The organism is Curtobacterium sp. AC268 (genome assembly GCF_979258745.1).
Genome location: NZ_OZ409878.1, coordinates 2,875,776 through 2,900,795, shown reverse-complemented (window position 1 = coordinate 2,900,795; position 25,020 = coordinate 2,875,776). Strand labels below are relative to the sequence as shown.

General features: G+C 72.5%; 23 protein-coding genes and 1 pseudogene. 12 read left to right on the top strand and 12 right to left on the bottom strand.

From position 1 onward, the window contains the following. Positions 1-93 precede the first annotated feature (93 nt). The gene (locus ACZZ9K_RS13790; RefSeq protein WP_214526712.1) at positions 94-525 is read right to left on the bottom strand and encodes a MerR family transcriptional regulator; all 432 of its coding nucleotides are present in this window, start codon (positions 523-525) and stop codon (positions 94-96) included. 130 nt (positions 526-655) lie between these two features. Between ACZZ9K_RS13790 and ACZZ9K_RS13785 the strand changes: the two genes are divergently transcribed. The 4 genes from ACZZ9K_RS13785 (at position 656) to ACZZ9K_RS13770 (ending at position 4,621) form a co-directional block, all read left to right on the top strand. Next, positions 656-2,902: an APC family permease gene (locus tag ACZZ9K_RS13785; RefSeq protein WP_463444345.1), complete on the top strand. Its 2,247-nt coding sequence runs from the start codon at positions 656-658 to the stop codon at positions 2,900-2,902. An 11-nt stretch (positions 2,903-2,913) separates the two neighbouring features. Further along, entirely contained in the window at positions 2,914-3,669 is a 756-nt protein-coding gene (locus tag ACZZ9K_RS13780; RefSeq protein ID WP_463444344.1) for a hypothetical protein, read from the top strand. Positions 3,670-3,784: 115 nt separating this feature from the next. Continuing rightward, on the top strand, positions 3,785-4,060 hold the full coding sequence (locus tag ACZZ9K_RS13775) for a DUF3072 domain-containing protein (RefSeq protein ID WP_017886246.1): 276 nt from the start codon (positions 3,785-3,787) through the stop codon (positions 4,058-4,060). A 120-nt stretch (positions 4,061-4,180) separates the two neighbouring features. After that, entirely contained in the window at positions 4,181-4,621 is a 441-nt protein-coding gene (locus ACZZ9K_RS13770) for a DoxX family protein (RefSeq protein ID WP_176708197.1), read from the top strand. Between the two features lie 127 nt (positions 4,622-4,748). Here the strand turns inward: ACZZ9K_RS13770 and ACZZ9K_RS13765 are convergent, their stop codons facing one another. Further along, entirely contained in the window at positions 4,749-5,894 is a 1,146-nt protein-coding gene (locus ACZZ9K_RS13765) for an NAD(P)-binding domain-containing protein (RefSeq protein WP_463444343.1), read from the bottom strand. 158 nt (positions 5,895-6,052) lie between these two features. Between ACZZ9K_RS13765 and ACZZ9K_RS13760 the strand changes: the two genes are divergently transcribed. Beyond that, positions 6,053-6,271 carry a DUF3073 domain-containing protein gene (locus ACZZ9K_RS13760; protein ID WP_017886249.1) on the top strand — a complete coding sequence of 73 codons (219 nt, stop codon included), beginning with the start codon at positions 6,053-6,055 and terminating at the stop codon, positions 6,269-6,271. 462 nt (positions 6,272-6,733) lie between these two features. On the opposite strand, the gene purM is transcribed toward ACZZ9K_RS13760, so the two are convergent. Continuing rightward, the gene (gene purM / locus ACZZ9K_RS13755) at positions 6,734-7,849 is read right to left on the bottom strand and encodes a phosphoribosylformylglycinamidine cyclo-ligase (protein WP_138802581.1); all 1,116 of its coding nucleotides are present in this window, start codon (positions 7,847-7,849) and stop codon (positions 6,734-6,736) included. Positions 7,850-7,922: 73 nt separating this feature from the next. On the opposite strand from purM, the pseudogene purF reads away from it, so the two are divergent. Continuing rightward, positions 7,923-9,379 (top strand): annotated as a pseudogene (gene purF / locus ACZZ9K_RS13750) (amidophosphoribosyltransferase). A 145-nt stretch (positions 9,380-9,524) separates the two neighbouring features. Here purF and ACZZ9K_RS13745 read toward each other — a convergent pair. Continuing rightward, positions 9,525-9,926 (bottom strand): hypothetical protein, encoded by a 402-nt coding sequence (locus ACZZ9K_RS13745; RefSeq protein WP_051596625.1) that lies wholly within the window; start codon positions 9,924-9,926, stop codon positions 9,525-9,527. A 108-nt stretch (positions 9,927-10,034) separates the two neighbouring features. Between ACZZ9K_RS13745 and ACZZ9K_RS13740 the strand changes: the two genes are divergently transcribed. Next, positions 10,035-12,623 carry a helix-turn-helix transcriptional regulator gene (locus ACZZ9K_RS13740; RefSeq protein WP_463444342.1) on the top strand — a complete coding sequence of 863 codons (2,589 nt, stop codon included), beginning with the start codon at positions 10,035-10,037 and terminating at the stop codon, positions 12,621-12,623. A gap of 295 nt (positions 12,624-12,918) precedes the next feature. Here ACZZ9K_RS13740 and ACZZ9K_RS13735 read toward each other — a convergent pair whose 3' ends face one another. After that, positions 12,919-13,290, bottom strand: coding sequence for a sterol carrier family protein (locus tag ACZZ9K_RS13735; RefSeq protein ID WP_071248502.1), 372 nt, complete (start codon positions 13,288-13,290; stop codon positions 12,919-12,921). A gap of 57 nt (positions 13,291-13,347) precedes the next feature. Here ACZZ9K_RS13735 and purD point away from each other — a divergent pair, with 57 nt between their 5' ends. Then, entirely contained in the window at positions 13,348-14,616 is a 1,269-nt protein-coding gene (gene purD, locus ACZZ9K_RS13730; protein ID WP_138802579.1) for a phosphoribosylamine--glycine ligase, read from the top strand. Beyond that, a complete protein-coding gene (locus ACZZ9K_RS13725; RefSeq protein ID WP_138802578.1) occupies positions 14,613-15,482 on the top strand; it encodes a phosphoribosylaminoimidazolesuccinocarboxamide synthase in 870 nt (289 codons plus the stop codon). Before purD ends, ACZZ9K_RS13725 begins: the two co-directional genes overlap by 4 nt. 637 nt (positions 15,483-16,119) lie before the next feature. Here ACZZ9K_RS13725 and ACZZ9K_RS13720 read toward each other — a convergent pair. Continuing rightward, entirely contained in the window at positions 16,120-17,343 is a 1,224-nt protein-coding gene (locus tag ACZZ9K_RS13720; RefSeq protein WP_463444341.1) for a PP2C family protein-serine/threonine phosphatase, read from the bottom strand. An 88-nt stretch (positions 17,344-17,431) separates the two neighbouring features. On the opposite strand from ACZZ9K_RS13720, the gene ACZZ9K_RS13715 reads away from it, so the two are divergent. Then, positions 17,432-17,749 (top strand): hypothetical protein, encoded by a 318-nt coding sequence (locus ACZZ9K_RS13715; RefSeq protein ID WP_027465033.1) that lies wholly within the window; start codon positions 17,432-17,434, stop codon positions 17,747-17,749. Between the two features lie 99 nt (positions 17,750-17,848). Here ACZZ9K_RS13715 and ACZZ9K_RS13710 read toward each other — a convergent pair whose 3' ends face one another. Together ACZZ9K_RS13710 and ACZZ9K_RS13705 are read right to left on the bottom strand one after the other, a co-directional pair. Further along, positions 17,849-19,468 (bottom strand): MFS transporter, encoded by a 1,620-nt coding sequence (locus ACZZ9K_RS13710; RefSeq protein WP_463444340.1) that lies wholly within the window; start codon positions 19,466-19,468, stop codon positions 17,849-17,851. Between the two features lie 81 nt (positions 19,469-19,549). Beyond that, positions 19,550-20,281 carry an alpha/beta fold hydrolase gene (locus ACZZ9K_RS13705; protein WP_463444339.1) on the bottom strand — a complete coding sequence of 244 codons (732 nt, stop codon included), beginning with the start codon at positions 20,279-20,281 and terminating at the stop codon, positions 19,550-19,552. 277 nt (positions 20,282-20,558) lie between these two features. Here ACZZ9K_RS13705 and ACZZ9K_RS13700 point away from each other — a divergent pair, with 277 nt between their 5' ends. After that, positions 20,559-21,098 carry an MmyB family transcriptional regulator gene (locus tag ACZZ9K_RS13700; RefSeq protein WP_111056835.1) on the top strand — a complete coding sequence of 180 codons (540 nt, stop codon included), beginning with the start codon at positions 20,559-20,561 and terminating at the stop codon, positions 21,096-21,098. A 23-nt stretch (positions 21,099-21,121) separates the two neighbouring features. Here the strand turns inward: ACZZ9K_RS13700 and ACZZ9K_RS13695 are convergent, their stop codons facing one another. From ACZZ9K_RS13695 to ACZZ9K_RS13680, 4 genes are read right to left on the bottom strand one after another with little or no spacing between them, the layout of a single operon-like run. Then, positions 21,122-21,979 (bottom strand): helix-turn-helix domain-containing protein, encoded by an 858-nt coding sequence (locus ACZZ9K_RS13695; protein WP_463444338.1) that lies wholly within the window; start codon positions 21,977-21,979, stop codon positions 21,122-21,124. Between the two features lie 38 nt (positions 21,980-22,017). Further along, positions 22,018-22,836, bottom strand: a complete 819-nt coding sequence (locus tag ACZZ9K_RS13690; RefSeq protein ID WP_463444337.1) for a helix-turn-helix transcriptional regulator — start codon at positions 22,834-22,836, stop codon at positions 22,018-22,020. Next, positions 22,833-23,480 (bottom strand): signal peptidase I, encoded by a 648-nt coding sequence (gene lepB / locus ACZZ9K_RS13685; protein ID WP_138802570.1) that lies wholly within the window; start codon positions 23,478-23,480, stop codon positions 22,833-22,835. The genes ACZZ9K_RS13690 and lepB overlap by 4 nt, the downstream gene beginning before the upstream one ends. Then, complete coding sequence (locus ACZZ9K_RS13680) at positions 23,477-24,052, bottom strand: hypothetical protein (protein WP_128781582.1); 576 nt, start codon at positions 24,050-24,052, stop codon at positions 23,477-23,479. Before ACZZ9K_RS13680 ends, lepB begins: the two co-directional genes overlap by 4 nt. Positions 24,053-24,179: 127 nt before the next feature. On the opposite strand from ACZZ9K_RS13680, the gene ACZZ9K_RS13675 reads away from it, so the two are divergent. Beyond that, the gene (locus ACZZ9K_RS13675; protein WP_071405848.1) at positions 24,180-24,965 is read left to right on the top strand and encodes an SDR family oxidoreductase; all 786 of its coding nucleotides are present in this window, start codon (positions 24,180-24,182) and stop codon (positions 24,963-24,965) included. Positions 24,966-25,020 lie beyond the last annotated feature (55 nt).

Sequence of the window (25,020 nt, the reverse complement as noted above, 5' to 3'; positions counted from 1 at the left end):
GGCCGACGGCCGACAGGCGGTCGCGACCACGGGCCTCCCGGCCGCCGTCCGCACCGACTGTCGGCCCGCCGCGTGCGCGGGGCTGCCGGCACCTCAGGAACCCGGCAGCCGCGTCGGCGGGAAGCCGGCGAACGCGTCGGCCGCCGCCAGGTCCTCCCCGTGCTCGACGCGCGCCACGGTGGTGCGCACGGCCGCGAGCTGCCGGGCCAGGCGGTCTCGTTCGTGCTCGAGCCACGTCAGGTGTGCCGTGAGCGCGGCGACATCGTCACCCTCGTCGTCGAGCCGTCGCGCGATCTCGGGAAGTCCGAGTCCGAGCCCGCGCAGCAGCAGGATGCGCTGCAGTCGGACGAGCGCACGGTCGTCGTAGCGCCGCAGCCCACCCGCGCCGACGGCGGTGGCCGGCAGCAGTCCGACGGCCTCGTAGTGCCGAAGGGTCCGACTCGAGACACCGGCGGAACGCGCCACCTCGGTGATGACGTGGGGAGCTTTCGCAGCTGGGTCGCCCGGGCCTGTCGATGCGCTCATGCTGGCGACTGTAATGCTTGACGCTGCGTCAACCACACGGGGTGCGCGATCCCCTGGGTGGAGCACCGGTGGGCAGCCGGGAATATGCGGCAGGCGAACCGTGTTGACTCGCGCCCGGAACTGAGTAGGTTTGCCGCTCGTGACGAACGAGATCCGGTCGTTGAAAGCACGACTGATCGGGGATCCCCTCCCCTCTGAGAAGCTCGAAGGACAGCTCCTCCCGAAGCACCTGGCCCTGCCGATCTTCGCGAGTGACCCGCTGTCCTCTGTCGCGTACGCGCCGCAGGAACTGCTGATGATCCTGCTGCTCGGCGGCATGGCCTTCCTGACGTTCGCGCCGTGGGTCGCCGCACTCGTCGTGCTGCTGCTCGTGGTCGTCGTCGCCTCGTACCGGCAGCTCATCAAGGCGTACCCGTCGGGTGGTGGCGACTACGAGGTGGCGCACCGGAACCTCGGTGAGAAGGCCGGGCTCGTCGTCGCGAGCGCGCTCCTCGTCGACTACGTGATGACGGTGGCCGTGTCGGTCGCCTCCGGTGTCGACAACATCATCTCGGCGCTCCCGATGCTCGACCACTTCCGTGTCGAGCTCGCCCTGCTGTTCGTCGTGCTGCTCGCCGCCGCGAACCTGCGTGGCGTGCGGGAGTCGAGCAAGGCCTTCGCGATCCCCACCTACCTGTTCGTGGCGAGCGTCTTCGTGATGGTCGTGACCGGGCTCGTCCGGGTCGCCGCCGGCAACGCCCCGGTCGCCGAGTCCGCGGCGTACACGGTGCAGAACGTCGAGCACACCACGCAGGCGGCGTTCATCCTGCTGCTCCTCCGCGCCTTCGCCTCGGGATGCTCGGCCCTGACCGGCGTCGAGGCCATCGCGAACGGCGTGCAGGCGTTCCGCCGGCCGAAGATCAAGAACGCGCAGGCCACCCTGGTCGCGATGGGCGGCATCGCGATCGTCCTGTTCATCGGGCTCATCACCCTGGCGTTGGTGTCGCACGTGCACTACGCCGAGCGTGCCTGCGACCTGCAGGGCTTCGCGAACTGCGCCACCACGCCGCAGCGCTCGCTCATCGCGCAGATCGCGGCCGCGACCTTCGGCAACAACTCGGTGCTGTTCTTCGTGATCCAGGCGACGACGGCCGCGGTCCTGCTCCTCGCGGCGAACACGGCCTTCAACGGGTTCCCGCTGCTCGGCTCGATCCTGGCGCGCGACTCGTACGCTCCGAAGGCGCTCTCGACCCGCGGCGACCGGCTCATCTACTCGAACGGCGTCATCGTCCTGGCCCTGGTCGCCGCGGCGCTGCTCGTGGTCTACCGGGCGAACGTCACGAGCCTCATCCAGCTCTACATCATCGGTGTCTTCGTGTCGTTCACGCTCGGACAGACGGGCATGGTCGTGCACTGGACACGACTGCTGCGGGCCGATCGGGACCGGGACGGGGCGCCCGCCGCCGACGGCGAGCCACCCGTGAACCGCGGGCAGGTCGTCCGCTCCCGCACGATCAACGCGATCGGTGCGACCTTCACCCTCGTGGTGCTCGTCATCGTCACGATCACGAAGTTCACCCACGGCGCCTGGCTCGTGTTCCTGATCATGCCGGTGCTGTACGTGCTCATGCTCGGCGTGAACCGCTACTACCGCGACGTCTCGCACGAGATCGAGGCCGACGTCGAGACGAAGTTCGGCGCCACCGGCGACCACGCCATCGTCCTGGTGAACAAGCTGCAGAAGCCCGTGCTCAAGGCGCTCGACTACGCGGTCGCCGCTGAGCACGCGAGCATCGAGGCGGTGCACGTCGCGATCGACGACGCCGAGTCCCAGCGCCTGCGCGACCAGTGGGCGGAGTACGGCATCCAGGTGCCGTTGACGATCGTGCCGAGCCCGTACCGCGACATCTCGATGCCCCTGATCAAGTACATCAAGGCACACCGGGCCGAGCACGGCTCCGAGGTCGTCACCGTCTACACCCCGATCTTCATCGTCGGGCACTGGTGGGAGGGCCTGCTCCACAACCACCGCGGCCGACGCATCCGCAAGAAGCTGCTGCTCGTGCACGGCGTCACCGTGGCCCTGGTGCCGTGGCTGCTCGACTCGTCCGAGCTGCTGTACGGCCGCCGATCCCGCCCGCTGCCCGGCCAGGAGCGCCGCGGCGAGCCCGTCCGGCCCCCGCTCCGCCGCCCAGCGCAGCCCGGTTCGTCGGCCGAGGCCGCGGCCTCGGCTTCGGCCGAGGACCGCCTGCTCCGGTCCGCCGAGCGCAACAGCATCCAGCCGCGCCGCGCGACCCGGCCCGCCGGCCCCGCCGAGGGCATCGACCCCGCGCTCTGCACGGGAGAGATCCACGCCCTCGTGCCCTCGCCGCCGCGACGGGGAGCCGACGAGTCGTAGCATGTGGCCCCATGACCATCAGTGACCTGCGGACGTTCGCCACGTTCGACGGACACGGCGGCAAGGTCTCGAAGCGCGTCGAGGTGCTCGACCACGAACCGCCGGCCGGCAGCCCGCTCGAAGGGCTCGTCGCCGTGCGCGGCGAGCACCCCCTCGGTGCGCGCGACGAGCGTGCCGCCGACGAGTCCGCCGCGCTCTCCCGCGGCGTCCCGAGCGTCGGCTGGGTGGACCCGGCCGCGCTCCGCGACTGGTACCGCCCGGACCGCGTCGTCCTCACCCGGCTCGAGGCGCGGCAGTCCGGCATCGAGCCCGGTGTCTACGCCGACTCCCGTGGGCGCGGTCGCGTCCGGATCGACGGCCTGGAGGCCCACCTCGCCCCCGACGGTCGCCCCGCCTTCCGCGCACTGGCCGGCCCCACCCCCGAGCCCGTCGTCGACGTGCCGCTGCCGACCGACCAGGCCGTCCGCCTGGTGGCGGTGACCGCGGTCGACGAGGGACTCGAGGTCGTCACCGCCCCGGTGTCACCGTTCCTGCAGCCCGGCGAACACCCGGCCTACGGCGACGACGTGGTGGGGCTGCCCCCACGTCCGGCGAGCGGGCACGTCCGGGTCACGGCGTCGGTGCTGCTCGACGGCGAGCTGCACGAGGTCGACCGGATCGACGAGCGTGCGGCGACCATCTGGATCCGGCGGGACGACCGCGTCGTGCCGATCGCCACGAGTGCCGTCGGGGCCGACCTGGTGCGGTACGCGGCGACCGCGGTCTGAGCCGCTTCGGTGCGGATGCGTGCCGCTGTGCCGTTGTGCGCGCTGAGCCGCTGTGCCGCTTCGGGGGACGCCGCTGCTGCGTGTCGTGACGGGGGTGCGGCGTACCGTCGCGGACATGAGTGACGCAGACCGCGACCAGCAGCAGACCCCGGACGCACCGATCCAGGGCGAGACCCTCGGCGGCCCCCGACCCGACCCCTCCACCGACGCGAGCAAGGACCCCGAGCAGTGGGTCACCGGCGACGAGCCGATGACCGGACCACAGCGCAGCTACCTCGACACCCTGGCCCGTGAAGCCGGCGAGGAACTCCCCGCCGACCTCACCAAGGCGCAGGCGTCGGAGCACATCGACCGCCTCCAGCAGCAGACCGGCCGCGGCGCCGATTCCTGAGAAGCAGTCCGCCCTTCGGCGGACCGCTGTCTGGGCATGCTCTGGGCATGTTCTGGCGAAGCGCGGTCAGTCCCCTGTTCGAGGACGATCGATGACGCGTCACCGGCTACCTTCGTGGCCATGCGAACGACATCGACCTCCATCGGCCTGACCGCGCTCCGCATCGTCCTCGGGGTGGTGTTCATCGCCCACGGCGCCCAGAAGTTCGCCCAGGGCATCCCCAACGTGGTGCAGGGCTTCTCGGGCATGGGCGTCCCCCTCGCCGAGGTCGCAGCACCCCTCGTCGCCGGCCTCGAGCTCGTCGGCGGCATCCTGCTCGTGCTCGGCGTCGCGACCCGCGTCGTCGGCGTGCTGCTGGCCGTCGACATGGTCGTCGCCGGGTTCCTGGCCCACGGCACCGCCGGCTTCTACTCGCAGGACGGCGGGTTCGAGTACGTGCTCGTCCTCGCGGTGGCGTCGCTCGCCGTGGCGCTGACCGGGCCCGGACGGTTCTCGCTCGATGCCCTGGTGCTCAAGTCGTCGCGCCGTCGTCGTGGCGTCGAGGAGTCCCTGCCCGCCTGAGCCGCGCGTTTCGGTCCGTCCGGTGCGAGGTTCCGTCGCCCGTGCGAGCTCACGAGGTCCGCACCGGGAACGGAACCTCGCACCGTTCGCGCGGCCCCTCGCACCGTGCGAGGGGCCGCGCGGCCGTTCAGCCCGCCAGCGCGTCCATGACCTGGCGGGCGGTGCGTCGGCCGGCCCGGTTCGCACCGATGGTCGACGCCTGGGGGCCGTAGCCGGCCAGGAACAACCGCGGCTCCTCGGCTGACCGGCCGTCCTCGACCACCACCCCGCCCGCCGTGGTCCGCAGGTGCAGCGGCGCGAGGTGCCGCAGGTCGGCCCGGAACCCCGTCGCCCAGATGACCGCGTCGGCGTGTACGTGGGTGCCGTCCGCGGTCCACACGCCGGTCTCGTCCATCCGCGTGAACATCGGCTCGTCACGCAGCACGCCACGGTCGACGCCGGCACGGATCCGCCGCGACACCGGGACCCCGGTGCCGCTGACGATGCTCGGCAGGACCTCGCCAGCACGGGCGGCCCGGTCCTGTTCGTCGACGGCGGCCACCGCGGACTCGACGTCGAGCGAAGCGGTCCCGGCCCAGACCATCGGGCGCCGGGTGAACCACCGCGTCGAGCGGGCGACGCCGTCGAGCTCGAGCAGGAACCCGATCGCGCTCGTCCCACCGCCCACCACCACGACGTCCTGGCGGGCGAACTCGGTGGCGCTGCGGTACTCGGTCGTGTCGACCTGCCGCCCGCGGAACACGTCGCGCCCCGGGTACCACGGCACGAACGGGGTGCCCCACGTGCCGGACGCGTTCACCACGACCTCGGCACGGATGCGCGTGACGGTGCCGTCGGCGCTCCGGGTCGTGACGCACAGGCCGCCGTCCGCCGGAGCGCCGCCCGCCACGCCGTCGTCGCCGTCGATGCGCGAGACGGACGTCACCGAGACCGGGCGCCGGACCCGCAGGTCGTAGTGCTGCTCGAAGCGTCGGTAGTACTCCCCGACGACGTCCCGCGCGGGTCGTGACCGGTCGGCGTCGTCGAACTCCAGGCCCATCGCGCGCATGCCGGGCAGGTCGTGCACCCGGTGCGCCGCTCCGAGCCGCAGCGCCTCCCACCGGAACTGCCACGCCCCACCGGTGCTCGGCGCGCGGTCGAGGATCACCAGGTCGCTGCCGGGGACGAGCCCGAGGCGACGCAGGTGGTATCCCACCGAGAGCCCCGCCTGCCCCGCACCGATCACCACCACGCGGGCGTGCTGGTCGACCGGGGTCTCGAGGGGTTCCGTCATCACTTCGATTCTGCTGTGCGGGCCAGCCGTCGCGCGACGTCCAGATCGAGGTACATGGTAGAGTGATCGGCAGATTTCAAACCACGAACCGTCTGGTTCCCCGAGTGATCCTCCGTCATTCGCCAGGACCGGACCAGAGCCGAACGAGGGGGTCACGCATGGGGCGCGGCCGTCAGAAGGCGAAGCACACCAAGGTCGCCCGTGAGCTGAAGTACTTCAGCCCGCAGACGAACTACGGTGCGCTCGAGCAGGAGCTCTCCGCCGGACAACACTCCGACGAGAACTACGTCGACCGTTGGGCGGACCAGTACGGTCCGGAACCGGCGGAAGACGAAGACGAGTTCGAGACCCAGGCAGACCAGAACAAGTCCGCCTGACCTCTCTCGCAGTCACGCCGCGCAGCCCTCGGGCAGCGCGGCGTTTCCGCGTTCCCGGACACTGGGCGCGTCCAGACGCCGAGTGCGTCCAGACGCCTCTCGGCGCGCCCACTTCCCTTGCTCGAGTGGTCACGACTCCCCGCGGGCATGACGCCGAGTGGTCTCAAGCCGTCGGTTACAGGCCCGCCGGACGACGGTTCGTGACCACTCACCGCACGCACCACGGCGAGTCCCGGCACACCCACGCCGGCGGCAGGGAGCAGAGGGCAGCCCGCGCTCGCCACACGTCCCGGTCCCACGCCCGGTGCCGCGCCCGACTCCCGGCCTCGAGTGGTCACGACTCCCCGCGTGCATGACGCCGAGTGGTCATAAACCGTCGGTTGCCGGCCCGCCGAACGACGGTTTGTGACCACTCACCGCACGCACCACGGCACGGCACGCCACAGCACGGCGCCGAGCGGGTCAGCCCGCGTAGCTCCCGACGAGCCGGACCGCGCCGCCGTCGACACCCTTGGCACCCTGCTCGAACCCGGTCAGGTCCCGCGCGGACGTGGCGATCGTGCCGACGGGCCACGTGGGCATGCCGGCGGCACCGAGCGAGGCGATGACCTCGGCAGCGGCCCCGGCCGAGACGACGGCGAACATGCCGATGCCCAGGTTCCAGGTGCCCTCGGTGTCCTCGATCGGGGTGCCGGCCATGTCGGCCAGGACCCGGAAGACCGGGAGCGGCTGCCAGGTGGAACGCTCGACCTCGACCCAGGAGCCGACGGGCAGCACGCGCGCCAGGTTCGCGGCGATGCCACCACCGGTCACGTGCGAGAGCGAGTGCACCGCACCCGGGTGCTGCTCGAGCAGCGCCAGGAGCGGTGCGGTGTACAGGCGGGTCGGCTCGAGCAGGGCTTCGCCGACGGAGACCGCGCCGCCGAACCCGACGCCGCTCAGCTCGGGCAGCTGGTCCGTGAAGCCGACGCCCCGCGACGACAGGATGTGCCGCACGAGCGAGTAGCCGTTCGAGTGCAGGCCCGACGACTCGATCGCCAGGACCACGTCGCCGTCCTGCACCAGGTGCGCTCCGAGCTGTGCGTCGGCCTCGACGACACCCGTCGCCGCACCGGCCACGTCGTAGTCGTCCGGGCCGAGCAGCCCCGGGTGCTCGGCGGTCTCGCCACCGACCAGGGCGGTGCCGGTCTCCGAGCAGCCGCGGGCGATGCCGGCGACGATGTCGGCGATCCGGCCGGGCACGACGCGACCGCAGGCGATGTAGTCGGTCATGAACAGCGGCTTCGCGCCGACCACGACGATGTCGTCGACGACCATGCCGACCAGGTCCTGCCCGATGGTGTCGTGCTTGTCGATCGCCTGCGCGATGGCGACCTTGGTGCCGACGCCGTCGGTCGAGGTCGCGAGCAACGGGTGTGAGAAGTCCTTCAGGAACGAGACGTCGTAGAGCCCGGCGAACCCGCCGACGCCGCCGAGGACCGAGGCGTTGTGGGTGGCCGCGACCGCGGACTTCATCAGTTCGACGGCCAGGTCACCGGCAGCGGTGTCCACTCCGGCTTCGGCGTACGGGTTGGGCATGCGGAGTCCTTCGCGGTGACATGGCAGACTTGTTCGGTACCCCCCGATTCTACGGTCTGGAGCACACCCGCGAATGTGCGGCATCGTCGGCCTTGTTGCGCAGGGCCCCGCCAACCAATCCATCTACGACGCACTGCTCCTCCTGCAGCACCGCGGGCAGGACTCGACGGGCATCGCCACGGTCGAGGGTCACGTGCACCACATGCACAAGACCCGCGGCCACGTGCGTGAGGCGTTCCGCACCCGCGACATGCGTGCCCTCCTCGGCACCATGGGGCTCGGACACGTCCGCTACGCCACCAAGGGCGCCGCGACGAACGAGGAAGAGGCCCAGCCGTTCTACGTGAACGCGCCGTACGGCATCGTCCTCGTCCACAACGGCAACCTCACCAACACGCGGGAACTCACGCGTGAACTGTTCGACATCGACCGTCGCCACCTGAACACGACGAGCGACACCGAGCTCCTGGTGAACGTGCTGGCGCACGAGCTGCAGGGCCAGGTCCGCGGCGCGAACCTCGACCCGGGTCAGGTCTTCGACGCCGTCGAGCGCGTGCACGAGCGGGTCGAGGGCTCCTACGCCACGATCGCGACCATCGCCGGGCACGGGCTGCTGGCCTTCCGCGACCCGTTCGGCATCCGCCCGCTGATCCTCGGCCACAAGTTCGACGAGGCCGGGCAGCCGGAGTGGGTCGTCGCGAGCGAGTCGCTCGTGCTCGAGTCCGGCGGGTACGAGATCGTCCGCGACATCGCCCCGGGCGAGGCCGTGTTCATCGAGATGAACGGCCAGATGCACGCCCGCCAGTGCGCGAAGAACCCGCGTCTGGTGCCGTGCTCGTTCGAGTACGTCTACCTGGCACGTCCCGACTCCGTGATGAACGGCATCTCGGTCTACGACGCGCGTCTGCGCCTCGGCAACCGTCTCGCCGACACCATCGAGCAGTACGCGCCGACCGGTGACATCGACGTGGTCATGCCGATCCCGGACTCGAGCCGTCCGGCGGCCATGCAGGTCGCCCGGAAGCTCGGCATCGAGTACCGCGAGGGCTTCTACAAGAACCGCTACGTCGGCCGCACCTTCATCATGCCGGGGCAGGCGGAGCGCAAGCGTTCGGTGCGCCAGAAGCTCAACGCGATGTCGTCCGAGTTCAAGGGCAAGAACATCCTGATCGTCGACGACTCGATCGTCCGCGGCACCACGAGCCGCGAGATCGTCGAGATGGCCCGGGCCGCCGGCGCGAACGAGGTCACGTTCACGAGCGCCGCTCCCCTGTCCGGTTCCCGCACGTCTACGGCATCAACATGCCGACGCGCGCGGAGCTCATCGCGCACGACCGGAAGATCCCGGAGATCAACCGTGTGCTCGGCAGCGACCACCTGATCTACCAGGAGGTCGGGGACATGCGGGACGCCATCATCGAGGGCTCCGACGTGACCGACCTCGAGATGAGCTGCTTCACCGGCGAGTACGTCACGGGCACCGTGAGCCCGGAGTACCTGTCCTGGGTCGAGGCCAACCAGCTCAGCTGAGTGGGGGTCGCGATCGCGACCACCAGACGGACGGGAGGTGGGCCCCACCAGCCGGTACCGGCGCACCGCGCCAGCGGGGTGACGGCCGAGCCTGGAGGGACGGTGCCAGCTGGCACCGGGCCTCCAGTCCGTTGATCGGGAGCGGCTACGGCCGCTGGTCACCGTGGTCGTCGAGCTCGCCGTCGACCGTCTCGGGCGGCAGTTCGACCTCGACGCGCTCCGCCGTCAGGCGGGCCGACCGCCGGGCGTAGACCCGGTCGAACACGACGGCGACGACCGCACCGATGAAGGCGCCGATCGTGACGCCCCACAGGCTGAAGTAGCCGACCAGGCTGCCGAAGCTGGTCTGGTCCCGCTGACCACCGAGGTTCATGGTGAGGGCGACCACGACGAGGGTCGCGAGGAATCCGAGCACGGCACCGCCGACGATGAACACGCCGAACTTCGGTGCACGGCGGATGGTGACCTCGTCGGGGCTGGCGACCGCGCTGGGAGCCGGCGCCGGCGTGGGGAGCGGCTGCTCGTCGGGCTGATCGGTGTTGCTCACCCGTCCATTGTCCCCCACTGTGGGACGTCCCGCGGCCTGTGCGCGGCGACTGATCCGGGAGAGGATGGTCGCTACTGGTCGGTATCGCAAGCGGAGGAGGTGTGTCGGATGCGTGAACGAACCGCACCCGCCCGCCGACGCCGACCGACCGCCCCCGCCCGCGTGGCCTGGCCCGTCGCACAGCGCGTCGAGGAGGACCGCGCCGTCGCCGTCGTCGCCGAGCACCGGTGGAGCGTCGCGCTCGTCGGTGCCCCCGGCATCGGCAAGAGCACCGCCGCGGCGCGGGTCACCGACCGCGTCGCCGGTCGCGACGGCACCGGCCGTACCGTCGTCGTGCCGATCACGGCGGTCGCCGCGAGCCGGTCGATGCCCTTCGGCGCCGTCGCCGAGCGTTTCGGCGAGCTGCCGGCGTCCATCTCGGAGCTGTCCGACGACACCGGTGCCGAGCAACGCCTCCGGGCGATCGAGGACCTCGTCGACCGCGACGTCCTGCTCCGCGTCGACGACGCCGACCACCTCGACGCGATCTCCGCGCGGTACGTCGCCTGGCTGGTCCGCCGGCAGGGCGCCCGGCTCGTCCTGACCTGCCGCGACTTCACGGCGCTCCCCGAGCCGCTCCGCGCGCTGTGGCAGGACGACCTGCTCGAGCGCATCGACCTGCAGCCCCTGGCGCTGCACGAGACCGCGGCGCTCGTCGCCGAGGCACTGGGCTCGCCGCTCGAGAACGCCTCGGCCGAGCGCGTCCACCGTGCCACCGCCGGCAACCCGCTGTACCTGCGCGAGGTGGTCCGCGCGGCACGGGTCTCCGGCGCCCTCGACCACACCGCGACCGGGTGGTACTGGCGCGGACGGGTGACCGCGTCGGACAGCCTCGCCGACATGTACCGCACGGAGCTCGGGTCGCTGCCGGAGGACCTGCGCGACGTCGTCGACATCGTCGCCCTCGCCGACCCGATCCCGCTCGCGCGCCTGCTCGGCCTGGTCACCGGCGGGGACGTCGACCGGGTCGTCGCGCTCGGCCTGGTCCGGATCGACTCGCTCGAGGACGGCGCCGCGGTCGTCCGGCCGTCGCACCCGCTCGTCGGCGAGGTCATCCGGACCCTGGTGCCGGTGGCCCGGCGCACGGCACTCTTCGCGCGCGCCAACGCGTTCCGCACCGACCGGCCCGAAGGTGCACCGCCCGCCGCACGGCTGCGTGCCGCGCTGTGGTCGCTCGAGTGCGGGGTCCTGCCGTCGGTGGACCAGCTGCTCGACGCGGCGCAGGTCGCCGTGCGGCTGCAGGAGCACGAGAGCGGGATCGCCCTGGCCTCGGCAGCGCTCCGCACGACGCTCACCCCCACCGAACAGGCCGCGGCGCACTGCCTCCGCTCGCTGGCGTACTCGTACTCGGACGGCCGTGAAGCCGGCCGCGCCGACGCCGAAGCCGCCTGGGGCGTGGCGAAGCGGCACGTCGGCGACGTCACCGACGAGGCCGTCATCGAAGCGTGCGAGACCCTGGCGAACATCCGCCAGTTCCACGACGACGACGTCACGGCGGCGGTCGCCCTGACCGATGCCGCCACGCGCCTGGTGGTGTCCGACGAGGCCGCCGAACGGCTGCGGCTGCTGCGGATGGCGCACCAGGGCTGGGGCGGGGACTTCGCCGAGGTCCGGGCCGAGATCGAGCGCAGCGGCATCGTGGACGCCCCGACGATGCCGATGTCGTTCCTCGCCGTCGCACCCTGCGCCGTGATGGCGCTGGCGACCGCCGGCCGACTGGACGACGCGTCCGCGCTCGGCCACCGCGCTCTGGCCACCGCCGTGGCGCACGTCGAGGCAGCGCCCTGGAGCGTGGGCGAGAACTCCTCCGTCCTGCACCAGGTGCAGATGTGGCGCGGCGACCTGGACGACCTGATCATCGAGGTGCCGGCGGGGCGGTCGAGCCCCTACCTGAAGTACGACTTCACGCTCGAGCTCATCGGCCAGGGCAACCTGGCGATCGCACAGCGCCGCTGGGACGACGCCGTCGCCGCGTTCTCGGCGGCGTGCGAACGGTACGACATCGCTGACCACGGCGGGTTCGCGGCCTACCCCTGGGCACGTCTGGCCCTGGCGCACGCCTACGCAGGACGCCCGGAAGCAGCCTCCAGTGCGCTCGAACGGGCCCGGACCACCCCGCAGCGGGCGATGCGGATCACCGGCGAGCAGGTCGCCGTGTCGATCGCCTGGACCGAGGCCGTGCTCGGCAACCCGGCCGGGCTGCAGCACGCCGACGAGATCATCGAACGCAGCACGGCCAACGGCTCGTGGACGCACGTGATGTACGGGTACGCCCTGCACCACGCGGTCGGCATGTCGCAGGGGCGCGACTCGACCGGCTCGCTCGAGCGGATGCGCGACGCCGCCACCCGCGTCGACGGACCACTCGCCGCCGCCGTGATCGAGTACGCCGACGCCGTTCGTGCCGACGACCGCACGCGGGTGATCGCGGCGCAGGGCGTGCTCGCGGCGCACGGGGTCTCGGTGGCCGCCGGGCGCTCGAAGCCGCCGCTGACGAAGCGTGAGTACGAGGTCGCCGAGCTCGCCGCGCAGGGGCTGAGCAACCGGCGGATCGCGGAGTCCCTCGGGCTCTCGACGCGGACGATCGACGCGCACCTGTCCCGTGTCTTCGCGAAGTGGGACCTGCACGCGCGGTCGGAGCTCAGCGAGCTGCTCTGAGCTGCTCGGCGTTCGGCATCGGCTGTCGCACACGCAAGAACGTTGCGGATTGCAGCACGACGCGCCGCCACGATTGACACGTTGTGTGGAACATCGCGTACCTTGGTGCCTGTCGCCGGGTTCGGACCCGTTCGGGTCGGGTCCGAATCCCGGCGACTTCAAGCTTAGGAACCGGGTCGATGCGGGCGCATCGGTAGGCACTACCTAATTCGCGCGGGACTTCTCCGCAGGCGCGTTCGGCGCAGGTGGGTCTGGCGCCGGTGGTTCTGGTGCCGCTGGTTCTGGTGCCGCTGGGTCAAGCGCCGGGGGCGGGCAGCCGGACCGGCAGGAACGCCGTCAGGTCGGCGCGCGAGCCCGAGGCGCTGACGCGCGACTGCGCGACCGCCTCGGCCCAGGTCAGCTCGCCGGACGCCAGCGCCAGCCACGTGGTGGCGTCGGTCTCGACCACGTTCGGCGGCGTGCCGCGGGTGTGCCGGGGTCCGGGCACGGCCTGGACGGCGGCGAACGGCGGCACCCGCACCTCGACGCTGTTGCCCGGCACCTCGTCCGCCAGGCACTGCAACGTCCACCGCACCGCGGTCGCGACGGCCGGTCGCGCCGTCTCCCCACGACGCACCGCGGCCAGTGCCGCGCGCCCGTCGGCGTCCTCGATCCTCCTGGGTGGCATCTCCACAGGCTAGCCCTCGCATCGCGGGCGGCGAGTCGGGCTGGGTAGGGTGATCGGGTGCGAATCCTCGTCCTCGGTTCCGGTGCCCGCGAGCACGCGATCATCACGGCCCTCCTCGCTGAGCATGCGGGTCACGTCATCACGGCAGCGCCCGGCAACGCCGGCATCGCCGCCGACGTCGAGACCGTCTCCCTCGACCCCACCAACGGTGCGCTCGTCGCCGAGTACGCGATCGAGAACGACGTGGAACTCGTCGTCGTGGGCCCCGAGGCCCCGCTCATCGCCGGCGTGGCCGATCCGGTGCGCACCCGCGGCATCCCGGTGTTCGGGCCGGGCAAGGCCGCCGCGCAGCTCGAGGGCTCGAAGGCGTTCGCCAAGCGGATCATGGGAGAGGCCGGTGTGCCCACCGGGCGTCCGGTCTACGCCGGCACGGCAGACGAAGCCGTCGCCGCGATCGACGAGCTCGGTGCCCCGTACGTGGTCAAGGCCGACGGGCTCGCCGCCGGCAAGGGCGTGCTCGTGACCGACGACCGCCAGGCTGCGATCGACCACGCCACCTACTGGCTCCAGCACGGACACGTCGTGGTCGAGGAGTTCCTCGACGGCGAAGAGGTCTCGTTGTTCTTCCTGAGCGACGGGCACGACGTCCGCGCGCTCAGCCCCGCGCAGGACTACAAGCGCCTGGCCGACGGCGACCTCGGCCCGAACACCGGCGGCATGGGCGCGTACTCGCCGCTGCCGTGGCTCGCCGACCGCTGGCCGTCCGAGCAGGCCTTCGTCGACGAGGTCACCGAGCTCGTCGCGCTGCCGACCGTCCGCCGCCTCGAGCACGAGGGCACGCCGTTCGTCGGGCTCCTGTACTGCGGCCTCATCGTCACCGAGCAGGGCGTCCGCGTGATCGAGTTCAACGCGCGCTTCGGTGACCCGGAGACACAGGTCGTGCTCCCCCGCCTGGCCACGCCGCTCAGTGAACTCCTGCTCGCCGCCGCCACCGGGCAGCTCGGTGCCGTCCCCGCACCCGTGTTCCGCGACGAGGTCGCCGTGACCGTCGTCCTGGCGAGCGAGGGCTACCCGGAGAACCCGCAGACCGGTCGACCGATCGCCGGCATCGACGACGCGAACGCCCGCGACGGCGTCTCGGTCGCGCACGCCGCCACCGGCGTCCTCGACGGCACGCTCGTGGCCACGGGTGGCCGGGTGCTCAGCGTCGTGGCGACCGGGTCGGACTTCGCCCAGGCCCGCGAGCGCGCCTACGCCGGGCTCGGCGACATCACGCTCGACGGCGCGCAGTTCCGCACCGACATCGCCGCGAAGGTCGCGAAGTGACCGCCGCCGCTCCGATCGCCGGCTGGCGGCACGTCTCGTCCGGCAAGGTGCGCGAGCTCTACGTGCCCGAGGGCACCGCGGACCTGGCGAGCGCCTCCGAGCTGCTGCTCGTCGCCTCGGACCGGGTCAGCGCGTACGACTTCGCGCTCGAGCCACCGATCCCGGGCAAGGGCGAGCTGCTGACCCGCCTGTCGCGGTTCTGGTTCACCCAGCTGAGTGACGTCCCGAACCACATCATCGGCCCGTCCTCCGGTGGCACCCCGGTGCCCGCCGAGGTCGAGGCACGGTCGATGCACGTCATGCCGCTCACGATGTTCCCCGTCGAGTGCGTCGTGCGCGGGTACCTGGTCGGCAGCGGCTGGGCCGAGTACCAGGAGACCGGCAGCGTGTGCGGCGTCGCGCTCCCCGCCGGGCTGTCCAACGGTGACCGCCTGCCGGAACCGATCTACACGCCGGCGTACAAGGCGGCCCAGGGCGAGCACGACGAGAACATCTCGTACGAGCAGACCGTCGACCTGGTCGGTGCCGAGACCGCCGCCACCCTGCGCGAGCTCTCGCTGCACGTCTACACCGAGGCCGCGGCCATCGCCCTCGAGCGGGACGTCGTCATCGCGGACACCAAGTTCGAGTTCGGGCAGGACGCCACCGGCCGGATCCGCATCGCCGACGAGGTCCTGACGAGCGACTCCAGCCGCTACTGGGACGCCCGCTCGGCCGACCGCACCGACTCGTTCGACAAGCAGATCGTGCGGGACTGGCTCAGCGCGCACTGGGACCGCAAGGGCACGCCGCCGGTGCTGCCGGACGAGATCGTCGAGCGCACGGCTGCGCGCTACGCCGAGCTGATCGAGCGCCTCGGCGCCTGACGCTGCGCCCGGCGCCCGGCGCGTGGCGTGGTGTGGTGTGGCGTGGCCCGTGTCGCCCGAACGGTCACGACACCCCGCTCACGTCCGTCGAGCGGTCACGAACCGTCGGCCGAAGCCCCGCCAACCGACAGTTCACGACCAGTCGGCGGCCCACCCACGACACGTCACGACCACCCGCCGCGCGACGCCCGGTGCTGCCCGGACGGTCACGACACCCCGCTCACGTGCGTCGAGCGGTCACGAACCGTCGCCTGAGGCCCCGCCAACCGACAGTTCGCGACCACCCGGCGGCCCACCCACGACACGTCACGACACCCGCCGCGCCGGCGCCCGGTGCCGCCCGAACGGTCACGACACCCCGCTCACGTGCGTCGGGCGGTCACGAACCGTCGGCCGAAGCCCCGCCAACCGACGGTTCGCGACCACTCGGCGGCCCACCCACGACACGTTGCGACCACTCGACCGGCGACGAACCGGCGCCGCCCGAGCGGTCACGACACCCCGCTCACGTCCGTCGAGCGGTCACGAACCGTCGGCCGAAGCCCCGCCAACCGACAGTTCACGACCACTCGGCGGCCCACCCACGACACGTCGCGACCACTCGACCGGCGACGAGCCGACGACAGTTCTCGACCGTTCAGTCCCCGAGCGACCCGAGCGCCTCGCGCGCCACCACGACGACGGTCAGGTCGTCGCCCGGGTCGTGCTGGGCGACGCGTGCGCGCACCCGCTGCAGGAACGTCTCGACGTCCGGGGACTCCCGGTACAGCGACCCGAGCTCGGACAGCGACGCGAGCGTGGAGTCCCAGAGCTCGAGCGCGCCGTCGGTCACGACGATGAGCACGTCACCGGGCCGGAGCACGAGCGACCCGGCGGCGCGGGGCATCCCGGCGGGGTGCAGCCCGATCGGCAGGTCCGACGACCGCAGGATCCGCTCGGCGCCGTCGTCACGGAGCTGCAGCACGAGCCCGTGGCCGGCGTCGGCGAAGTCGAGGCGCCCGGTGGACGGGGTCAGCCGGCCGTGGAACATCGTCGCGAAGGACTCGGCGCGGCTGAGCTCCGGGGCGACCTGCGCCTCGAGCTCGGCGACGGCGGTGCCCGGGTCCTGGTCGCCGCGGGCGAGCAGGCCTCCGCGGATGTTCGCGGCGAGGAGCCCGGCGGACATCCCCTTGCCCATGACGTCCGACACGGTCAGGTGGATCGAGTCCTCGCCGGACCGGTGCCAGTCGTGGAAGTCGCCGGAGACGAGCCCGTGCGGGATCGACATCCCCGTGACCCGGTACCCGGGCACCTGCACTGCGGCCGGCTGCAGGCCGTTGAGCACGGTGCGCAGGCGGTCCTCGTCGGCTCCGGCCAGGAGCTCGCGCTCCGCCCAGATGCCGAGTTCCTGCAGCAGTTCGAGCTCGTCGGCGTCGAGGGTTCGCGGTTCGGGGTCGATCAGGCAGAGGGTGCCGATCTTCAGGTCGTCGTCGCCGGCCCGGAGCCCGACACCGGCGTAGAACCGGACGTTCGGGTCACCGAGCACCATCGGCAGGTCCGCGTACCGGGCGTCCTCGCGGGCATCGGGGACCACCACCGGGCCCTGCTCGCCCAGGGTGCGTCCGCAGAACGTGTCCTGTAGCGGGATGACCGGGCCGAAGGCGGCGTCGCTCTGCTGCGACTTGATCGTCAGCGTGGTCTCGCCGGCCAGGTTGAGGAAGGAGCCGGAGACCCCGAGGGCCTCGCGTGCGATGCGGGTGATCCGTTCGAACCGTTCCTCGACGCCGCCGTCGACCACGTCGAGCGCCGCGATCAGGGCCGCTCGCCGGACGGCATCAGCCCCGGTCGGCGCGGGCACGGACATCGCGGTTTCCGGCTGCATGCTCCCACGGTAACGCGCTGAACGGACAGGGCCTGGCCCCAGTCCGGAGGGCGCAGGTGGTCGGGCGCGTCGGCGTACCCTGGTCGTCGTGCTCCGAGTCGTCCCCGCAACCGTCCTCGGCGTGGCCGCGCTCCTGGCCCTCGCCGGCTGTGGCGCCCACGACTCCACCGGCCAGGTGTCGGTCACGGTGTCGTCGAACGCCGCCGACCACCCCTACGAGGTCAAGGTGTTCGCCTCGACCGGCAAGCTCTCCGAGCACCAGCGGGTGTTCCCGGGCGGTACGGCCGACTTCGCGGGCGTTCCCCTCGGCCAGGTCACGGTCCGCGCCGGCGACCTCTGCCCGCAGACGACCAAGGTGTCCGACGGCACGGTCGCGACGGTCACCCTGACCACGACCGGCTGCTGACGCCGCCCGCCACCACGACGGACTGCTGACCCAGCCCGTCGCCCCGACGGGCCGCTGACCCCGCCCGTCACCCCGCCGACGGGCCGCTGACCCTGCCCGTCACCCCGACGACGGGCCGCCGACCCCCTCCGCGACCAGGTGCTCGACCCGCGGCTCCCCTGCGACCTCGCGCACCGACTGCAGGGTCCGCGCGTCGTCCCCGGTCTGCCGGACCTCGTGCTGGTCGACGTGCTCCTGCCACGACCCCACCCGGAACGCCTCGACCCAGGCGTCCGGCCCGTTCGCCGCGTCCCGGTACAGGTTCCAGTCACGGGCACCGGTCCGCCGCCGGCTCCGCCCGAGCCGTCCGGCGCGCGCCCGGAACTCGTCGACCGCGTCCGCCGGGACCGTCCAGTGCAGCAGCACGAGGGTCTCCCCCGTCGCCGCGCCGTGGTCGTCCGGCACGAACACCTCGTCCCCGAACGGCATCGGTGTCACGGCGCGCTGCCGGTCGGTGAGCACCGGGAACCCGGACACGAGCAGCAGCGCGGCGCTGAGCGCGGTGACGACCCCGGCGCCGGCGAGCACCCCCGTCACCCCGAGCGGCGTGGCGACGGCGCCGGCGAGCGCCGCACCGATCGCGGTGCAGCCGAAGAGCACGAGCTGGTAGGCGGCGAGTCCGCGGGTCCGGACCCAGGCGGGCAGGAACGCCTGCACGGTGCCGTTCAGCGTCGTCACCACGGCGATCCAGGCCACCCCGCCGACCAGCAGCGCGACGAGCACGACCGGCGGCACGGGGACGAGCGCGACGACCGCGGTGCAGACACCGAACACCACCGAGGCGAGCCCGACCGTGCGGCCGATGCCGAGCCGCGCGCGGATCGCCGGCATCAGGAACGCGCCGCCGACGGATCCGATGCCGACGGCGGCGAGCAGCAGTCCGTACCCGCCGGAGGACAGGCCGAGCGGGCCGTCGGCGACGAGTGGCAGGAGTGCCCACAGCGCGTTCGCGGGCACCATGAAGACGGCGAGCTGCACGAGCAGCCGGCGGACGACCGCCGCGTGCAGGACGTACCGCAGCCCGGCGCGGGTGGCGTCGATGAACGGTTCGGCCCGCGTCTCGGGGCGCTGGTACCCACGCCAGGTGACGAGCACCACCAGGAAGAGCGCGAACGACAGCGCGTTGGCGGCGAACACGAACGGCACGCCGAGCTGCGCGATCACCACCCCGGCGAGCGCCGGTCCGATCGCCCGGGCGACGTTGACGCCGACGGAGCTGAGCGCCGCGGCGTCGGTGATCGCGGCACGCGGCACGATCTCGGGCACGAGCGCCTGGTACGCGGGCAGCTGGAGCGCCGAGGCGGTACCGAGCAGGAACGTGACGGTGAGCAGGAGCGCCGGGGTCATGTCGCCGGTCGCGGTGAGCACGGTCATCACGACGCCGACGACCACCTGGAACGCCTGCACGCCGATGAGCAGCCGCCGCCGGTCGACGAACTCGCCGATCACCCCGGCGGGGATCCCGACGAGCAGCACCGGCAGGCTCGACGCGGTCTGCACGAGGGCGACGACGACGGGTGCGGCGTGCTCGTCGACGAGCAGCCACTGCGCGCCGACGGTCTGCATCCAGCTGCCGATGTTGCTCACCAGCACCGCGATCCACAGGGCGCGGAAGACCGGGATCGCGAGCGGTGCCAGGGCGCCGCCGCGGGGTGCGGGGGTGGTGCGTTCCGTGGTCACGTCGCCTCCTGGGGTGGAACGGGGACATCCTGGAGGCGCGGTGCGCGTCGGGCGCACGCCGCGCCTCCAGGGGTGGTCGCGTCAGGCGGCGCCGTCGGTCGCGCTGGTCGCGGCGACGGCGCGCTCGATGACGTCGGCGACGTCCTTCGGGTGGGTCTGCATGACGAGGTGCGGGGCGGCGAGCTCGGTCACGTCGGTGATGCCGGCGCGGGAGTAGCCGAAGCGCTCGACCTCGGGGTTGATGGTGTGGTCGTCGGACGAGACGATCGCCCACGCGGGGGTGGTCTTCCACGCGGCGGCGGAGGCCGGTTCGCCGAAGGCGGCACCGGAGAGCGGACGCTGCGAGACCGCGAAGACCTCGGCGACGCGCGGGTCGACCCCGGCGGCGAAGACCTGCGGGAACGCGTCGATCGCGACGGACACGTCGGTGCCGTCCTCGGCGCCGGCGACCGGGTACGGCGTGTACACGAGGTTCGCGGCGAGGTCGGAGTCGGGGAACCCGCCCTGCAGCTGTCCGAGGCTCTCGCCGACCTCGAGCACGTAGCCGGAGACGTAAACGAGTCCGACGACGTTCTCGGCCTCGCCGGCGACGGTGATCACGGCGCCGCCGTACGAGTGCCCGGCGAGGACGACCGGCCCGTCGACGTGCTCGACGACGGCGCGGATCGAGGCGGCGTCCTCGGCGAGGCTGCGGTTGTAGACCGGCGGGACGAGGACCGTGTGGCCGCGGTCGAGCAGCTCCCGGGTGACGGGCGCCCAGCTGGCGGAGTCGGCGAACGCGCCGTGGACGAGGACGATGGTGGGTGCAGCCATTGCGGGTCTCCTTCGTGACGAACGTCGGGTTGTGCAGGACCGGGGGTCCCGGCGTCGTCACGCTAGGGCTGCGGGCGCGGGGCCGTCGTGTCCCTGTCGTTGCCCGTCACCCCGACGACAGCGCGTCTCGGCGGCCCCGGGAGCGACGCGGGGTGCCCTCGGACGGCCGGACGCACCGTGCCGGGGTCCCCCTGCGGGGCGGAGGCACGGCGACGGGGTCCCCGCCGGGGTCCCCTTCTCCCCCCTGCTCCACTGCCCAGCCGGTTAGCGTGATCGCATGGAACACGAGGACGGCACGACGACGACGTCGGCCCAGGACTTCGTGGACGCGCTCGCCGAACCGATCGTGGTCTTCGACCGGCACCTGGACGTGGTGGCGGCGAACCGGCTCGCCGGGGCCCTGTCCGCGTCCCTCACCGTCGGCACGAACCTGGCGCGGTTCACCTTCCTGAACCCCTGGGTCGAGGACTCGGTCGACGGCTGGGAGGCCGAGGCGCACCGCACCGCCGCGATGCTCCGGGACTCGCTGGACGAGCACGACGCCGACGACCGGTTCCAGGAGCTGCTGGGCGAGCTGATGGCGCGGAGCACGACGTTCGCGACCGAGTGGGCCGGCGGCGCGGTACGGCCGGCTCGACGCGGGGAGTCGACGTTCGAGAACCCGCTGGTGGGCCGGATCGACCTGCGGTGGGAGCAGCTGCGTCGGCTGGAGGACCCCGAGCACGTGCTCGTGGTGTGGACGGCGGCGGACGAGGAGTCCGCCGCGCGGCTCACGACGCTCCGGGGACTGCTCGACGAGGACGCGACGACCGCCTGACCGGGAGCGCCGCGACCGCCTCGCTACCCCACCGCGGTCTCGCCCGCGACCGGCTGCCGGCGGGCGGTTCCCTGCTGCACCTGCGCGGCGAGGTACGCGACGGCCGCGGCTGCGGGGGTGCCGGGGTCGGCCCAGAAGGTCACGAGCACGTGCGAGCTGCCCGGGATCGCGAGGTTCTGCCAGCGGAACTCGACCCACCCGATCGGGTCGATCCAGTGCCGCGAGACCCCGGTGCGCTGCACGGCGACGTCGTGCCGGGCCCAGATGCGGGCGAAGTCCGGGTCCTGCAGGGTCAGGGTCCCGACGATCTCCTGCAGCCGCGGGTCCTCGGGTTCGGCGTGCAGCCGGAGCGCGGCGACGACCCGGTGCGCGGTGGGGTGCCAGTCGGCAGCGTGCTGCCGGGACGCCTCGGAGAACATCTGCAGGACGAGGTTCGCGCCCGGCTCCATGTACCCGGGGCCGAGGGCGCTCGCCAGGGCGTTGGACAGGATGATGTCCTGGTTGCGGTCCATCACGAACGCCGGGGTGTGCGACCACTGCGCCAGGAGCGACCGGACCGAATCGACGAGCCCCGGCGGCACGACCCCCTCGGGGCGGCGGCGTTCGGCGTGTGCGAGGCGGCGCAGGTAGTCGACGGCCTCGTGGTCGAGCCGCAGGGCCCGGCCGAGCGCCACGAGCACCTGGTCGGACGGCTGGTGGTCACGGCCCCGTTCGAGCCGCAGGTAGTACTCGGGGCTGATGCCCGCGAGCCGTGCGACCTCTTCGCGGCGCAGGCCGTCCACTCGTCGTCCGGGCTCGCGGGTGAGGCCGACGTCCTCGGGCTGGACGAGTGCCCGACGGGCGCGGAGGTACTGCCCCAATTCGGACCGTCGCGCATCCACGCGAGCAGGATAGCCGGAATCCGCAAAGAACGCGAGAACTACCGTTCTCTAGGTGTGCCGCCCCGCGCGATGGTCTGGTGCGGCTGCTCCCCGAACCGCTCCCGGTAGTGCGCCGCGAACCGCCCCAGGTGGGTGAACCGCCACCGCCGCGCGACCTCGCTGACGAGCAGCGCGCGGGACCCCGGCCGCCCCAGCTCCAGGTGCACCCGGTCGAGCCGGACCTCGCGCAGGTACTGCATGGGGGTGACGCCGAGACGACGGCGGAACAGGTCCTGCAGTCCGCGCTCGCTCAGGTCGCAGGCCGCTGCGACGTCCGCCACCGTCAGCGTCCGGTCGGCGTGGTCGTGCACGAAGCCGATCGCCCGCCGCATCCGGTCCGCGACGTCCGACCGCGACCGGGCGAAGGTCGACAGGACGACGGTCGCGATCCGCCGGTTCAGGGCCGCACGGTCGTCGGCGGGCAGGGCGGGGTCGAGGATGCGCCCGGAGGCCTCGCGCAGCAGTGCGCGCAGCGGCTCGAGTGCGGGATCGGCCGCGTCCGGCTGCCCGAACACCGAGGACTCCCCCGTGTCGCCGAGCAGCGACGGCGACAGGTGCAGCAGCGTCGTGGCGGTCGCGTCGGTCTCGAAGCCGTACGCGACGGACGCCGAGAGCATCATCGGCCGCTCGGCACCGACCTCCCAGTGCTCGCCGTCGTCGGCGGTCAGGCTGGCCCGGCCGTCGGCGAGCCAGAACACGACATGGTCGGGCCGCGGACCGATCGTCCCCGACCGCTTGCCCGGTGTCGCGATCCGGTGGATCGACAGGTCGTCGTCCCCGCCGGTCTCGTAGCCGAAGCCCTCGTCGTCAGCGGTCACGGCGTCGGGACCCGGTCCCACTCGTCGCCGTAGCGGGACAGCACCGACCACCGCGAGATCGGCCACGTGGTCACGAAGGCGCGTCCCACGACGTCGTCGACCGGCACGGTGCCGTGCACGCGCGAGTCGGCGGAATCGTAGCGGTTGTCGCCCATCACCCAGATGCGCCCCTTCGGCACGGTGATCTCGAAGTCCTTCCCGGCGACACGGTCCGATCCGCGTTCGAGCACGACGTAGGGCTCGTCCACCGCGTGCCCGTTCACCGACAGGCGGCCCCGGGCGTCGCAGCACGACACCGTGTCGCCCGGCAGGCCGATGACGCGCTTGATGAGGTCGTCGCCCTGGCCCATGCCGAGCCAGCCGCCCGGGTCCTGGAACACCACGACGTCACCACGCTGCAGCGGGACGACCCCGGGCACGAGCTCGTTGACGAGCACCCGGTCCCCGACGAGCAGTGTGTTCTGCATCGAGGCCGAGGGGATGTAGAAGGATCGGACCAGGTACGCCTTGACCAGGAAGGACGCCAGCAGCGCCACGACGACGATGATGACGAGGTCGCGCAGGAACCGCAGCCCGCCGCGCTTCGGCTCGTCCTCGGCTGCTGGCTCGGAGGGGGGTCCGGCGTGTGCGTGCGTGTCGCTCAATGCGTCAGCACCACCTTGACGAGACCGATCACGAACGCCACCGCGGCGAGCACGATCCCACCCCACAGCCCGAGGAACGTCGGCTGCTTCCCGCTGAACCGCTGCATGAACACGCCCACCAGCCCGATGCGCACCACCAGGATGACGGTCGCCGCGATCTGCGCCCACTCCGCCGGCAGCCACCCGATCCAGGCAGCCGCGTAGAGGACCGCCGGGATCAGCCCGGAGGTCGCGATCGGGTTGGCGTTCCGGACGATCGTCGCGACCGAGTCGCGGCGGGCAGCGCGGTCCGCAGCGGACTCCTCGCCGTCGTCGCCGAGCCCGTGTGCGACCAGGTGTGCGAGCACGTGCGCCAGGTAGGTCAGCACCGCGGTCGCCAGGACGGTCGCCACCGCGGCGCCGTGGTGGATCTGCTCCGGGTTCACCGCGATCGCGACGGCGAGCACCGTGATGTTGCCGTAGATGTACGACGACATCCGGTCGCGGACGTGCTCGAGCGGCAGGTCGCGGGGGTCCGGGCGACCGCCGCGGGGTCCGCGCCCCGGTCGGGAGGGCCGTCGTGTGCGTGGCATCCGTCCATCTTGGCCCCCGTGGTCGGCCGTCCGCCGACAGGACACCGGATGCGATGGTCACACGGGTGGCCGGTTCCGGCAGACTGGGTGCCGATCGGCGCGACGGAGCGCCGGACAGGAGGCACGCATGACGTCCGCACGACCACTCGCCCTGGTGACCGGGGTGGGTCGCAGAGCCGGCATCGGCGCAGCGCTCGCCACCCGGCTTGCGACCGACGGCTGGGACCTCGCCATCTCGTGGTGGGGACCCTACGACGACCGCGTGAGCGGCGGGGCGGACCCGGACGGGGTCGAGTCGGTGGTGCAGGAGTGCGAGGCGGCGGGAGCACGGGTGACGCGCCTCCCGGTCGACCTGGAGGACCCGGAGCAGGCGGCCGCACTCGTCGGCCGCGCCGAGGCGGAAGCCGGCGCCCCCGTCACCGCCCTCGTCATGTCGCACTGCGAGTCCGTCGACTCCGACTTCCGCACCACGACGGTCGAGTCGTGGGACCGCCACTTCGCCGTGAACGCCCGCGCACCGTTCCTGCTCGTACAGGCCTACGCGGCCGGGCTCGAGCGTGCCGGGGACGCCGCACCGCGCGACCGACGCCGGATCGTCGCGCTGACGAGCGACCACATCGCGTACAACCTGCCGTACGGGGCGTCGAAGGGCGCGCTCGACCGGATCGTGTTCGGCGCCGCGAAGGAGCTCGGCAGCCTCGGCGTCAGCGCGAACGTGGTGAACCCGGGCCCGAACGACACCGGCTGGATGTCCGACGAGGTCAAGGGGTGGGCCGTCGAGGGCACTCCGCTCGGCCGACTCGGACGCCCGTCGGACACCGCCGCGCTCGTCGGGTTCCTCTGCTCGGAGCAGGGCGCCTGGGTGAACGGGCAGCTGCTGAAGTCGGACGGCGGGATCTCGAACAGCGCCTGACGCGGGCGGCCGGGCAGCCGGCGCCGAGTCTCGGAGTCAGCGACACTTCTCGTGA

Bases quoted from the DNA above. Each gene is read 5' to 3' on its own strand.
- ACZZ9K_RS13790 (WP_214526712.1), bottom strand. From the start codon at position 525: ATGAGCGCATCGACAGGCCCGGGCGACCCAGCTGCGAAAGCTCCCCAC.
- ACZZ9K_RS13780 (WP_463444344.1), top strand. From the start codon at position 2,914: ATGACCATCAGTGACCTGCGGACGTTCGCCACGTTCGACGGACACGGC.
- ACZZ9K_RS13775 (WP_017886246.1), top strand. From the start codon at position 3,785: ATGAGTGACGCAGACCGCGACCAGCAGCAGACCCCGGACGCACCGATC.
- ACZZ9K_RS13770 (WP_176708197.1), top strand. From the start codon at position 4,181: ATGCGAACGACATCGACCTCCATCGGCCTGACCGCGCTCCGCATCGTC.
- ACZZ9K_RS13765 (WP_463444343.1), bottom strand. From the start codon at position 5,894: ATGACGGAACCCCTCGAGACCCCGGTCGACCAGCACGCCCGCGTGGTG.
- ACZZ9K_RS13760 (WP_017886249.1), top strand. From the start codon at position 6,053: ATGGGGCGCGGCCGTCAGAAGGCGAAGCACACCAAGGTCGCCCGTGAG.
- purM (WP_138802581.1), bottom strand. From the start codon at position 7,849: ATGCCCAACCCGTACGCCGAAGCCGGAGTGGACACCGCTGCCGGTGAC.
- ACZZ9K_RS13740 (WP_463444342.1), top strand. From the start codon at position 10,035: ATGCGTGAACGAACCGCACCCGCCCGCCGACGCCGACCGACCGCCCCC.
- ACZZ9K_RS13735 (WP_071248502.1), bottom strand. From the start codon at position 13,290: ATGCCACCCAGGAGGATCGAGGACGCCGACGGGCGCGCGGCACTGGCC.
- ACZZ9K_RS13720 (WP_463444341.1), bottom strand. From the start codon at position 17,343: ATGCAGCCGGAAACCGCGATGTCCGTGCCCGCGCCGACCGGGGCTGAT.
- ACZZ9K_RS13705 (WP_463444339.1), bottom strand. From the start codon at position 20,281: ATGGCTGCACCCACCATCGTCCTCGTCCACGGCGCGTTCGCCGACTCC.
- ACZZ9K_RS13700 (WP_111056835.1), top strand. From the start codon at position 20,559: ATGGAACACGAGGACGGCACGACGACGACGTCGGCCCAGGACTTCGTG.
- ACZZ9K_RS13680 (WP_128781582.1), bottom strand. From the start codon at position 24,052: ATGCCACGCACACGACGGCCCTCCCGACCGGGGCGCGGACCCCGCGGC.
- ACZZ9K_RS13675 (WP_071405848.1), top strand. From the start codon at position 24,180: ATGACGTCCGCACGACCACTCGCCCTGGTGACCGGGGTGGGTCGCAGA.